Annotated in this window: 10 protein-coding genes and 1 pseudogene; 8 read left to right on the forward strand and 3 right to left on the reverse strand. The window is 68.8% G+C overall.

Going from position 1 to position 12,528, the window contains the following annotated elements:
• Window positions 1–1,116: 1,116 nt before the first annotated feature.
• A complete protein-coding gene (locus tag F0344_RS05890) occupies window positions 1,117–1,881 on the reverse strand; it encodes an alpha/beta fold hydrolase (protein WP_185297761.1) in 765 nt (254 codons plus the stop codon).
• Window positions 1,878–3,002 carry a questin oxidase family protein gene (locus F0344_RS05895; protein WP_185297762.1) on the reverse strand — a complete coding sequence of 375 codons (1,125 nt, stop codon included), beginning with the start codon at window positions 3,000–3,002 and terminating at the stop codon, window positions 1,878–1,880. The genes F0344_RS05890 and F0344_RS05895 overlap by 4 nt, the downstream gene beginning before the upstream one ends.
• A 57-nt stretch (window positions 3,003–3,059) precedes the next feature.
• Here F0344_RS05895 and F0344_RS05900 point away from each other — a divergent pair, with 57 nt between their 5' ends.
• The 3 genes from F0344_RS05900 to F0344_RS05910 all read left to right on the forward strand — a co-directional run bounded on the left by F0344_RS05900 (window position 3,060) and on the right by F0344_RS05910 (window position 6,868).
• A complete protein-coding gene (locus F0344_RS05900) occupies window positions 3,060–3,551 on the forward strand; it encodes a MarR family winged helix-turn-helix transcriptional regulator (RefSeq protein ID WP_185297763.1) in 492 nt (163 codons plus the stop codon).
• Between the two features lie 892 nt (window positions 3,552–4,443).
• The gene (locus F0344_RS05905) at window positions 4,444–6,129 is read left to right on the forward strand and encodes a ribonuclease J (protein ID WP_185297764.1); all 1,686 of its coding nucleotides are present in this window, start codon (window positions 4,444–4,446) and stop codon (window positions 6,127–6,129) included.
• A gap of 31 nt (window positions 6,130–6,160) precedes the next feature.
• Entirely contained in the window at window positions 6,161–6,868 is a 708-nt protein-coding gene (locus F0344_RS05910; protein WP_185297765.1) for a spermidine synthase, read from the forward strand.
• 125 nt (window positions 6,869–6,993) lie between these two features.
• On the opposite strand, the gene F0344_RS05915 is transcribed toward F0344_RS05910, so the two are convergent.
• Complete coding sequence (locus F0344_RS05915) at window positions 6,994–8,439, reverse strand: MFS transporter (RefSeq protein WP_185297766.1); 1,446 nt, start codon at window positions 8,437–8,439, stop codon at window positions 6,994–6,996.
• Between the two features lie 142 nt (window positions 8,440–8,581).
• On the opposite strand from F0344_RS05915, the gene F0344_RS05920 reads away from it, so the two are divergent.
• The 5 genes and pseudogenes from F0344_RS05920 to F0344_RS05940 all read left to right on the forward strand — a co-directional run bounded on the left by F0344_RS05920 (window position 8,582) and on the right by F0344_RS05940 (window position 12,164).
• A complete protein-coding gene (locus tag F0344_RS05920) occupies window positions 8,582–9,508 on the forward strand; it encodes a LysR family transcriptional regulator (protein ID WP_185297767.1) in 927 nt (308 codons plus the stop codon).
• A gap of 27 nt (window positions 9,509–9,535) precedes the next feature.
• Window positions 9,536–9,670: pseudogene (locus F0344_RS35480) on the forward strand (carboxymuconolactone decarboxylase family protein); the annotation flags it as partial.
• 381 nt (window positions 9,671–10,051) lie between these two features.
• On the forward strand, window positions 10,052–10,915 hold the full coding sequence (locus tag F0344_RS05930; protein ID WP_185297769.1) for an inositol monophosphatase family protein: 864 nt from the start codon (window positions 10,052–10,054) through the stop codon (window positions 10,913–10,915).
• 208 nt (window positions 10,916–11,123) lie between these two features.
• The gene (locus F0344_RS05935) at window positions 11,124–11,327 is read left to right on the forward strand and encodes a cold-shock protein (protein ID WP_037908938.1); all 204 of its coding nucleotides are present in this window, start codon (window positions 11,124–11,126) and stop codon (window positions 11,325–11,327) included.
• A gap of 672 nt (window positions 11,328–11,999) precedes the next feature.
• Window positions 12,000–12,164, forward strand: a complete 165-nt coding sequence (locus F0344_RS05940; RefSeq protein WP_185303028.1) for a hypothetical protein — start codon at window positions 12,000–12,002, stop codon at window positions 12,162–12,164.
• Window positions 12,165–12,528 lie beyond the last annotated feature (364 nt).

A 12,528-nucleotide genomic window follows, 5' to 3' on the forward strand; every position in this document is an offset into this window, starting at 1 on the left:
CCGTTCCTTGTTCTGGCTCAGTTCAGCGCGGATCCACAGGCTTGAGTGTGGTGCGATCGGTTCGGGCTGGTGCAGGGCATGCAGAGACTGGGCAGACAGAACTCCGAGGTGAGCACGCTGCGCTTCCTCGGTCGACTCTGAGGAGACGACGCCGGAACGCCGTATCGCGTGGCCGTCGGCGCTGACAGGTTGTCGACATCGGCGGCGAGCCAAGCCGCCCCACCCGGCAGTTGTGACAGTTTCCCTGGACACCTGACTGCCCAGCAGTTCACCTGACACCCCACCAGAAGGAGCGTCCGGTGAGCGTCAAGATGCCCTGTCAGCACCATGTCGTCGCCCGGATCGGGAGTGGCACACGCCACGCACACCCTCTGAACCTGCAGGTCAGCGGCCTTTTCGAGAGGCTCAAAAAGCGTCACACACTCCACATGATGCGCCCATGAAAACATGTCGACGCGACCTGCCCAGTTTCCCGAAAGTTGGGAAACCAGCAGGTCAAAGGCCCTCCGTTGCAGGCTCGAGGATCGCTACACACTCAACATGCGACGTCATCGGAAAGACGTTGGCCTGGGCGAGTCACGGAAAAGCCCAGGTCATACACGACTTCTCAGCTCGCAATCCTGCGGGTGGATACCTGGAGCGTCAAACGAGCGTCACAGCCGACAGTCGGTGAACAGGCCGCCGAAGTGCCCGCCGGGGCCGGCTACAGGTGCAGTCCCACATGGTTCACGATGAACCGCTTCTCTTCGGAGTCGAGGGCGAAGTAGATGCGTCCGACTCAACGCTCGGGACGCAGGTCCACTGATGGCTCAGCACCCCACCCACCCGGCGGCGCATCTCGCGTGCGCAGCCGGGCGCTTGGCGTTGGGGCTCCGGCTCGCGCGCGGCCTCACAGTCGGTCTGGTACTCGCCTTCGGCGACGCATTCTTCGAGTCGACGGACGACGTTGCCTTACCCGAGGCCGAATCAATGGGGCCCTCGTAGCCATTGACCTGGGAAAACATCCCCTGGTGGCCTCGTATGAAGGGTCCCTGAGAAGCCCCTGTTGACCGTTCCTTACCGGTCCGACTGGCATGTGGTGGCACGCCAGGAAGCCGGGGCTTCGGTGGCTGGAACCTAGGGCTGATCGTTCTGCAGGAAGGCCAGGGCGTCGGCGGCGAACCGTTTGTCCGTGAAGGTTCCGCTATGGCTACGGTCCTGGTAGACGACGAGCCGGGCGTCTGGAATGCCCTTGACGGTCTGCCGGGCCAGGTCGAGTGGGTAGACGATGTCCTCCTCGCCCTGGAGGAGCAGCGTGGGCGCCTTGATCTCGCGCAATCGGCTGCGAAGGTCGAAGCCGTCCTCGGCGGCCAGCATGGTGGCGGCGTCGTGGTATTCGCGGCGGCCGTCCATGAGCCAGAGCAGGCCCCCAAGCGCCGTCCGGCCGATCGGCGAACGGGTGAGCATCTCGGCCAGTGCAGGGCTCGGCCGCTCGCCTTGCCGTGCGCGCTCGATGTAGCGGCGCTGGGCGCGCCTGCCGACCGGGCCGAGGGTGCAGGCCGTACCGCCCAGGACGAGGCGGTCGACCAGCTCGGGATGGTCGGCGGCGAGCTGGAGGGCGAGCGACCCACCGGTGGACAGGCCCAGCACGTTCACCGGGCCGCCGAAGGTCTCCCGGATCGCTTCGGCGTGGACAGCGGCGAGCTGGGCCATCGCCGTCGTCGGCGGCAGGCCGGGCGGGCGGATGAGGAGGTGAGTGGTGAACCGCTCGGAGAAGGGTCGCAGCATCCGCAGGGTGAGCCGGCGGCTCACGCCCGTGGGGACGGCCGCCTCCGGCGTGAAGAGCAGGACGATCAACGGCGGTCCTTCGCCAGCCGACAGACAGGGCAGTCCGTGCATCATGACGCGGCTCCGCGGACTCCGCCGCCGGCGTCGAGGCGGGTGATGCGCCGCTGCGCGGCGAAGGCGGCGGCCGGATAGCGCGGGTCAGGCCGCAGGGCGTATTCGCGCAGGCACGCTTCGGTGAACTTGATGACGTGCTCGTCGCCGTGCTCGGCGGCGCGGGCGCCCAGCTCGTCCAGTGGGGGCAGATCCGGTATCTCCGACTGCCAGGCCGCCGTGCCCTCGTCGCGCCGGTCCGAGGTGAAGGCGAACAGGAACGCCGACTGCACCTGCCAGAGCCGGGCCAGCGTCGGCTCGTACAGCTCCTGCGGTAGATGCGGGAGTACGAGGCGGATGGCGGCGGGGGCCGTGACGCCGTGGATCAACGGGACGGGGTACACCTCGGGGTGGCCGAGATAGACATCGGCGAACTGGGCCGTCATCTCGCTCAGCAGCCGGGGTGCCTGCTGCGGGGCCAGCATTACCAAGGACTCGCCGTAGCCGGGGAGTTCGGCGAGCGTGTCCAGGCGCCGGCGGGCGGTACCCGGCCCCATCGCGTCGTCGAGCGGTACGCGGGGCAGCGTGGCGACCGCGTCGGGCAGCTCGTGGGGGCCGTGCAGTCGCGGGCGGCCGGGGAGTTCGCTGTAGCGGGCCGCCCAGTAGGCCAGGCCGCGGGCCAGTTCCTTCAGCTGGAGCGCTGTGCTTCTGTCGCCGGTCGCGTACAGGCCGCGTACGGCGTGCGCGGTGCGGATGACCCCGTGGGTCAGGCCTGCGAACAGCCCTGGAAGCAGGCGGGGCCACCAGCGCACGAGCACCGCGCGCCAGTGCGCCCCGGCCAGTTCGCGGACGAAGAGCCGCTCCCAGTCCCCGGCCCGCCGGAAGGTGCCGAGGGCGGGGCGCCACGAGGACTCGTCCGCGGGGTCCAGGGCGAAGCCGGCGGCGGGAGGCTCGTGGTGTTCCATCGCCCTCCGGTAGCGACCTACCCACCGGGCGACTTCGTCCACTTGCCCGAGCAGGGCGAGCGCCTCGGCGCCCATCGGGCCGTGGTTGGCGAGATCCACGCCCTGTCCTCGCTCGTATCCCAGGTCGTCCATGCGTTCCAGGGCGTCATTGAGCGCATCGCTGTAGCTGATCGACGGCATATGAGATCCTCCGCAGAGCCAAACAGTTTGGATATCCAAACCATATACACTTGTAGCATGCTACAGAGCGAGAACGCCGGGAAGACGTCACGGAAGCCGACCCCGGATGAGCTTGAGGTCGCCGGTCTCGTACCGCTGCTGGAGCCCTTCTTTCGCGGTTCGGTCGTACGCGATCTGATGCCGGAGCCCTTGCGAGACGCCATGGAAGCGCATGGCCTGACGCCTCGCCACGGCGCCGTACTGCCCCAGTTGCTGGCCGGACAGCCGCTGACCGTCAGCGAGATCGCCCGACGGCTTCAGGTGTCACTGTCCACCGCCAGCGAACTGGTCGGAGCTCTGAGCCGGGCCGGCATCGTGGATCGGGCCGAGGATCCGACGAACCGCCGCCGCGTCCTGGTGTCCCTGGCCGAGGAACACCGCCTGCCGCTCGAAGCCTTCATCCTTCGGCGGACCGAGCCGCTGCTACGCGCGCTGGAGGGGCTGTCGCCCGACGAGAAGGCGGGATTCCTGACCGGGCTCACGGCCTGGGTCCGCGAAGTGCAGAAGTGAGCGTGTTGCGCGCGCTCCCGCAGGCGAGCGCTGGATGCCGAAGCTGGCACTGAGAGGTCTGGACAACGAAGAAGGCCCAGGTCGTCGACCTGGGCCTTCGCTGAAGAGCGGATGACGGGAATCGAACCCGAGCTATAAGCCGGGGGAGCTCATGGCGCCTGCTCCGGCCGACGCCGGCCAGGGGTGAGGCACGGTGAGCGCCACCCCGGGGTCGAGCCGCTCCCTGGTGTCCGAGCCAGGACTTCGGGCCGCATAGAGCCGAAGGTGTCATCATCGCCCCTGGGAATGCTCTGGGACTTTTCTGGGACTTCCGGCTGCATCAACAGACATGACCGTGAAACAGCCGAAAGAACATCTATGCAGGTCAGCGACTCACAACCACCCAGACCGGCAGGTCACGGGCCTGGCTGATCTCTTCCGCGACATCTGAGAATCGCAAGAAAGAGCACCGTCTCACCCCTCCTCGCCTGCATGCGCGTGAGGAGGGGAGGGGTGTGACGGGGGCTCCGAAACTTCGAACCGGGGCGACGGTTTCCGAGCACCGAACTCTTCACATGATCAGTCATCGGGGACACGTCACAGAACGCCCAATCCGCCGAACTCACGGGTCACCCGAGTTTCCGGCTGCTCCCCGCAGTCCGGCCGATCGCCGGGGGATGGTCCGGCGCAGGCCGTTACTCGCTGGTAGCCCGCCGATGGGCCGATCCGTCTCAGGTGCACGACTGCTGCTTCCGCCGCGCGGGCAGCGCGGACGAGCGAGGCCGACGCAGGGGCCGCCTGAGCCGCGATCCGGGTCGGCGGGATTCCGTCGTTGAGCCAACCCGGCAGACCGGTGTGACCGCATTGATCACGTGCCGACAGTTTGCCGGGGACCCTCCGGTAGCGTCAGGGTATGAGTCATCCCCATCCAGAGCTGAAAACTGCCCCGCCGTTGCCCAAGGGAGGCCTCAGGGTCGTCGCCCTCGGTGGCCTGGGTGAGATCGGCCGTAACATGACGGTCTTCGAGTACGCGGGCAAATTGCTGATTGTCGACTGCGGAGTGCTGTTCCCCGAGGAGAACCAGCCCGGGGTCGATGTCATCCTTCCCGACTTCACCTCCATCCGGGACCGCCTGGACGACATCGTCGCCGTCGTGCTGACGCACGGCCACGAGGACCACATCGGCGGCGTGCCCTACCTGCTGCGTGAGCGGGCGGACATTCCGGTCGTCGGCTCGAAGCTGACGCTGGCGTTCCTGGAGGCCAAGCTCAAGGAGCACGGCATCAGGCCGCGCACGGTCCGGGTGCGTGAAGACGACCGGCGGAGCTTCGGACCCTTCGAGTGCGAGTTCATCGCGGTCAACCACTCCATCCCTGACGGGCTCGCGGTCGCGATCCGTACCGGCGCGGGCCTGGTCCTGCACACCGGTGACTTCAAGATGGACCAGTTCCCGCTGGACGACCGCATCACCGACCTGCGCGCCTTCGCCCGGCTCGGCGAGGAGGGGGTCGACCTGTTCCTCACCGACTCGACCAACGCCGAGGTGCCGGGCTTCACCACATCCGAGCGCGAGCTGAACCCCGCCATCGAACAGGTCCTGCGCACCGCGCCACGCCGGGTCATCGTGTCCAGTTTCGCCAGCCACGTGCACCGTATCCAGCAGGTGCTGGACGCCGCTCACCAGCACGGACGCAAGGTCGCGTTCGTGGGCCGGTCGATGGTCCGCAACATGGGCATCGCCCGGGAGCTGGGCTATCTCAAGATTCCGTCCGGTCTGGTGGTCAGCACCAAGGAGCTCGAGAAGCTGCCGGACCACAAGATCACCCTGATCTGCACCGGCTCGCAGGGCGAGCCCATGGCCGCCCTCTCCCGCATGGCCAACCGCGACCACGTGATCCGCATCGGCAAGGGCGACACCGTCCTGCTCGCCAGCTCCCTGATCCCCGGCAACGAGAACGCGATCTACCGGGTGATCAACGGGCTGACGCGATGGGGTGCCAACGTCGTCCACAAGGGCAACGCGAAGGTGCATGTCTCCGGGCACGCCAGCGCGGGTGAGCTCGTCTACTGCTACAACATCGTCAAGCCCCGCAACGTCATGCCGGTGCACGGCGAGTGGCGCCACCTGCGCGCCAACGGTGACCTGGCCATCCGTACCGGCGTCGACCCCGACCGGGTCATCCTCGCCGAGGACGGAGTCGTCGTCGACCTCGTCAAGGGACGTGCGTCGATCACCGGCAAGGTGCCCGCGGGCAACGTCTACGTGGACGGCATGACCGTCGGCGGTGCCACCGAAGCCTCCCTCAAGGACCGCGTCACCCTCGCCGAGGAAGGCGTCGTCACCGTCGTGGCGATCGTCGACTCCGGTACAGGCGCCCTCGCGGAGCCCCCGGACTTCCTGGCCCGGGGCTTCGTCCACGACGACACCACCTTCGAGCCGGTCATCCCGGTGATCGAGAAGACCCTGGCCAAGGCAGCTTCGGAGGGCGTCGGGGACGCGCACCAGTTGGAGCAGCTCATCGCCCGCGCCGTCGCGTCCTGGGCGTTCCGGACCCACCGCCGCAAGCCGCTCATCATCCCCGTCGTCATCGACGCGTGAGCGGCCGGGAGAAGAACCTGAAGGTGAACGGATGAGCGCGCGTTTCCAGGAGATCGACTGGCGCCCGACACCCATGGGTGACATCAGCCTGCGACGCCGGCGGGATCCGGCGTCGGGCGTCGATGTGCACGAGGTGAAGCTGGGCGACGAATTCCTGATGTCCAGCCTCTTCACGGCGGGCGAGATCGCGCTCACCCGACTCGGTCTCGCCGGGGCGACGGGTGACGAACTGGACGTCGTGGTGGGCGGGCTCGGCCTCGGCTACACCGCCCGCGCGGCCCTGGACGACCCACGCGTACGCTCGCTCGTCGTGATCGACGCTCTCGCCGAAGTGATCGAGTGGCACGAGCGGGGACTGGTGCCGCTGGGCAGTGGTCTGGCGTCCGATCCCCGCTGCCGCCTGGCCCATGGCGACTTCTTCGCGATGGCCGCGGACTCAGCCCTGGATCCGCAGGATCCGGACCGCCGGTTCGACGCGATCCTGCTGGACGTGGACCACTCGCCCCGCCATGTGCTGCATCCGAGCCACGCGGCGCTGTACCGGCCCGACGGGCTGCGGGCCCTCGCCGGCTGTCTCCGCCCCGGCGGCGTCTTCGCCCTGTGGTCGAACGACCCGCCGGACGAGGAGTTCATGTCCGTACTCCGGGACGTCTTCACCGGAGCGGAAGCCCACGTCGTGGAATTCGAGAACCCTCTGCAGGACGGGACCGCGACCAACACCGTGTACGTGGCGCTGTAGGGACCGGGACCCGGAGACACCAGGCCCCCTTCTGACCGAACACTGTCGGAAGGGGGCTTCTCGTTAGGTGACGATGTACCGGGGAGGGCGACGGGCGCCGTCCTGGGCCTCCTGGCCCTCCTGGCTCAGTGGGCGACGGGTATGTCGGCGCGCTCGGCGGCGGCGTTCCCCGCGTCGGAGGTCGGCCCACCGTCCTTTCGGGACCTGAGGCCGAACGCCCCTACGGCGGCGGCGAGTACGGCCGTGGCGAACGGGACGAGCAGGCCGGTCCGGTAGCCGTCCAGCAGGGCGGCCGGTGTGTCCCCGCGAGTAGCTGCGACGCTGACGGCCGTGACGGCGGAGAGACCGACAGCGGCGCCGAACTGGAAGGCCGTGTAGAGGAGACCGCCCGCAAGGCCTTGCTCCTCGTCCGCGACTCCCTCGGTAGCCACGATGGTGAGGGGGCCGTAGGCCATGGAGAAGGCGAGCCCGAGGATGATCAGGCTCGGGAACATCGCCCCGTAACTCCAGTCGGCGCCCAGCGGGAGGAACAGCCCGTAGGAGAGGGCGGCGAGCGCGAGGCCGCCGAATATCACCTTGGCGTTGCCGAAGCGGAGGACGAGGCGCGGAGTCAGCGTCGGCGAAAGGACCGCGTCGATGCCGATGACCAGCATCGCCAGGCTCGTCTGCAGCGTCGTCCAGCCGCGCAGTTCCTGGAGGTACAGCACCACCAGGAACTGGAAGCCGAAGAAGCCGGCAGCGAACAGCATGGCGGAGACGTTCGCCCGCACCAAGGGGCCGTTGCGGAAGATCCCCAGGCGCACCAGCGGTTCGGGGGACCGCCGTTCGATGAGGACGAAAGCCACCAGGAACGCCAGTCCGGCAGCGAGCGTGCCGACGCTGGAAGCCGCTCCCGCGTGTGCCGCGCGCTCGACCCCCAGCACGATCAGCACCAGTGCGGCGGTGACGGTGAGCGCGCCCGCCCCGTCGAGGCGTCTCCCCAGCCTTTCGGGACGCGCCGAACGGGGGACGAACACGAGGGCCGCGACGAGTACGACGAAGGACAGTACGACCGGTGCGAAGAAGACCCAGCGCCAGCCGATGGCGGTGAGCAGTCCGCCCGCGACCAGTCCGATCGTGAAGCCTCCCGCGGCGGTCCCCGAGTAGATGAGCAACGCCTTGTTGCGATCCGGGCCTTCGGCGAAGCCGGTCGTGATGATAGAGAGACCCGCCGGGGTCATGAACGCGGCGGCCACTCCCGTGACGAACCGGGCGACGATCAGCATCCAGCCTTCGGTGGCGAAACCACCCAGGCCGGAGAACAGCAGGAACACCGTGAGCCAGAACACGAACATCCTGCGTCGCCCGAACAGATCGGCCGCCCGTCCGCCGAGCAGCATGAAGCCGCCGTAACCGAGTACGTAGGCGCTCATGACCCACTGCAACTCCCCCGTGGAGAGCCCCAGATCGGCACGGATCGACGGAAGGGCCACATTGAGCATGGCCACGTCGATGCCTTCGAGGAAGATCGCACCGCACAGCACGAGCAGGATGCCCCACTTCCGCGCGTCCAGCCCGCTTGATGCTCTCATGGCGATGAACTCCTTCTGAAAAGGGTGAGGTCGTGCGATGCCTCCAGCCTTCGCGACGCCGTGGCCGGGAACAACGGCGAAGATCGCAACGTTCGGTAAGCCAGCCTTACCGATCCTCTTCCCGGCCACCCCGGAGGCGTGCGTGGACCAGAGCGAGCTCCACTCCTTTCTCGTGCTCACCGAGGAACTGCACTTCGGCCGCACCGCCGACCGTCTGCGTCTCTCCCGTGCCCGGGTGAGCCAGCTCATCCAGAGGCTGGAGCGCCGCGTGGGAGCTCCCCTGTTCACGCGAACGAGCCGACGCGTGGCCCTCACCCCTCTCGGCATCCGGCTCCGTGACGATCTCCAGCCGCACTACCGCGGGATCGAGGACGCCCTGGCGCGCGCGGTGACCGCCGCGCGCGCGGTCGAGGGGGTGCTGCACGTCGGCTTCTCGACACCGCTGGCGGGAGAGATGGTGATGAAAGCGACCGAACGGCTGCGCGTCACCCACCCCGAACTCGTCGTCGAGGTGTGCGAGGTGCCCCTCTGCGACCCGTACGGAATGCTGCGCCGGGGCGAGTACGACATGCAGCTGACGGACTTTCCCAGCCACGAGGACGACCTGACGCGCGGCCCCACGCTCCTCACCGAAGGCAGGGTGCTGGCCGTCGCGACGGGACACCGCCTGGCCGGACGGAGCAGGGTGACCCTCGACGATCTGGCCGGTGTGCCGTTGCTGACCGTCGCGGGTGATCTTCCGGACTACTGGCTGGAGCATCAGGTGCCGACGCGCACGCCCAGCGGCCTGCCGATCGGACGGGGCCCGTCCGTCACCAATTTCCAGGAGGCGCTGACGCTCGTCGCCGGAGGGCAGGGAGCCTTGCTGGCGGGAGCACATGTGGCGCTCTACCACGGGCGTCCCAGCATTTCCTACGTTCCGGTGGAGGAGGGCACTCCGCTCGGGTACGGCCTGATGTGGCGGTCCGGCGGCAGCAACCGGGCCATCGAGCTCTTCGGTCGCACGGCTCACGAGGTCGCACGCGGCATGGTGCCGGCCGATGGTGTGGCGACGGGGGCCCGGCGGTAGGCCGGTGCCTGGCTGAGGAGGTTCTGTAAGGCCGGTGAGGAGGAGGCCCGCGTCGACCAGCTCGCCGCATGGGAGGAGTCGAGCCACTGCACCGTGCGGGAGCGGGCAGCCCTGGCGCTGACCGAGGCCGTGACCCGCCTCCCCGGCGGCGTACCGGACGCTGCTACCTCGGCGACTGGCGCACCGCGTTCGCCACCGTGGGCATCCTCGGACTCGTCTCGCCGGCCTGCCTGCTCTGCCTCATGCCGAAAGTACCGGCGGAGCGGACCTCCGCATCCGCCGATCCGCACGGGTGTTCAAGAGCAAACGCGGGGGTGCGGGCAGGACTGGTCATCACCTTCCCTGTGATCACGGGCCACTTCCTCGCCCATACGTTCGTCCGGCCCGTCCTTCAGGACGACGGTGTCGCCGACAGCATGACCAGCGTGCTGTGGATCGGCCCCGCGCTCACCGTTCTTCCGCTGGTGGCGTTACGGAAGGCCGGTCAGGGGCCGAATGAGCGGCCCGTGGCCACGGACGGCGGGGCCGCATACGCTGCACAGCGTGATCAACTCGTATGCGGGCCTTGACGATACCGAGGTGGTGGTAGCCGCCGCGCGCGCCGGCGCCGACGTGGTGCACGGGATGTACGGGCGACGGCTCACCCGTATCGACAAGGGTGCCGGGGACTTCGCCACAGACGCCGATGTCGGGTCCGAGAAGGCGATCCTCGACGTCATCCGCGGCGCCCGGCCCGAGGACGCGGTGCTCGGCGAGGAAGGCGGGCATCAGGGCACCGCCGGGGCCGTACGCCGGTGGCTGGTCGACCCCCTGTGCGGCACGCTGAACTACGCCGCCGGGACCATGGCCGTGGCCGTCAACGTGGCGCTGTGCGACGGGGCCGCGGCGGTCGCGGACCCGTTCGGCGGCGACATCTTCTTCACCGACGGCGAGCGTGCCCACGTACGGCACGACGGAGCCGATACGCCGCTCGCACCCACGTCCGCCACCGGCCTCGTCGACGTCAACCTCGACCCGCCCTTCCCGAACGCCCCCGGCTTCCGTGCCGTCGAACTGCTTGGACACCCGGGGTTCGTCGAGCGGTTCCGGCCGCGCGTCCTCTCGACGACCCTGTCGCCGGCCTGGGTCGCGGCGGGCAGGCGCGCCGCGTACGTCACCGATGGCGGCGACCTCTCCGGGAGCGTGCACTTCGCCGCCGGTATCGCGCTGTGCCGGGCCGCGGGCTGTGTGGTCCCCGGTATCGACGGCGGTCCGGTCGGGCCGGGCGGCCGGGGGCTCGTCGTGTCCGCCGACGCCGGGACCCACGGACAGCTGATGTCCCTGGTCAGCGACCGGGATCGTCTCGTTCATCGTGCAATCCTCCCGCGCGACCGACGAGCGGAGAGGACTTTTGGGCCTGAAAGGTGACATGCCGCCACCGGTCGGGGCGTCGTTCGTGGCGCGGGCCGGGAAGGCTGTGTAGCGTCGCTCCCAGCTGTCGTGGTTCGCAAGGAGCGGCCCGCGGACGCGAGTTCGCGGGCGTTCTGCTGTTCAGTGTCTCCGGGCACCATGGCGATCACCTCCGGTGCCCGTACGGTGCGGGCGCCGATTTCTGTGTCTGCTTGGAGGACAAAAAATGGCCAGTGGAACCGTGAAGTGGTTCAACGCGGAAAAGGGCTTCGGTTTCATCGAGCAGGACGGCGGTGGTCCGGACGTGTTCGCCCACTACTCCAACATCGCCGCCCAGGGCTTCCGCGAGCTCCAGGAAGGCCAGAAGGTGAACTTCGACGTCACCCAGGGCCAGAAGGGCCCGCAGGCGGAGAACATCACCCCCGCCTGATCGCCCTGGAACCGAGCGGGCCCCGCACCTGTCGGCGGGGCCCGCTCGTTCGCGTCCGGCGTCGTGGGGTCCGGCCGTCGTCCCGGACCTGGAGGTCGTGGTCGCGGCCTGCCGCGGCAGTGGCGCAGCGTCGCCGAGCGGCGTGGCGGGACCACTGCGGGCGTCGGCGCTGTGGAACTCCCCGGGCCCGTCACCACCGACCACCCGTCATGTGCGGATGCGGGGCATCGAACGACAGCTCACGTACAGCTGTGCGCCGTACCGCTTCGAGGTGCGCGGCTGAGACCGCGCCGTTCCCGCTGAATCGACGCTCAGCTCGTACCAGCGCGCGCCGGCCCGCAGGTCGCCCCGGTGTCGCCCGGGTTCCTCATCGTCGGCACCACCGTTCCGGCGAGGTCGTCGTGCCGGGCGGTCACCTCCTGGCCCGAAGTCGCGCCGGGTCCGCGGAAGGTGCGCAGGGACCCGTCGGGGCCGTACACCCCGAGGTCGTACACACCCCTTCGAGCAGGCCGTGCTCCAGGTGCCGCCGGGTGTCCTGCCGCACCGGCCTGCGCACCGGACCGCCGAAGGACAGCGCGAACCGCCCCGTCGAGGACTGCGGCCCCTGTTCTTGAGGTCCAGGCCGACGACCACCGGCCACGTGCACACCGACCACTCCCGCGCCGGGCCCTTGTGCTGGACTTCCAAACGGCGATCACCGCACGGCTCCTGGGCCGCTTCGGCGCCGAACCCCTCATCGCGGGCGGGCTCCCCGTACTCGCCGGGGGTCTGCTGGCCCCGGCGGAGGCGGGCCGCGATGACTCGCACGACGCACAGGACGCGTCCCTCACGAGGTGATCCGTCCCTTTCCTATAGCAGGCCCATTCGGGTACCCGATCACGGTCCCGCTCACGCTCACGGTCACGCAGGTCCGGCCCGCACCGCATCAGGTGCGGGCCGGATCTGCGTCCGCCGGTTTTCCGGACCCATCCGACGGAAGGCGGTGGGGAAATCCTGTTCGACGCGCACACGATCGAGTGCAGAAAATCCCGGTGCGCAGGGTTTACATGGCCCGAAATTGACCCCGACGAGGGGTCGAAACCGGCTGCCAAACGGGTGTGCCCCACATGGCCCCATGAGCGAGTCACGCGTGTTTTCTGGTCAACTGTCTGCCAAAGTGCACTTCTGTTTAACCCACTTGATCATTCCTTGGATTCCAGCT

The sequence above is a fragment of the Streptomyces finlayi genome, assembly GCF_014216315.1.
Classification (GTDB): domain Bacteria; phylum Actinomycetota; class Actinomycetes; order Streptomycetales; family Streptomycetaceae; genus Streptomyces; species Streptomyces finlayi_A.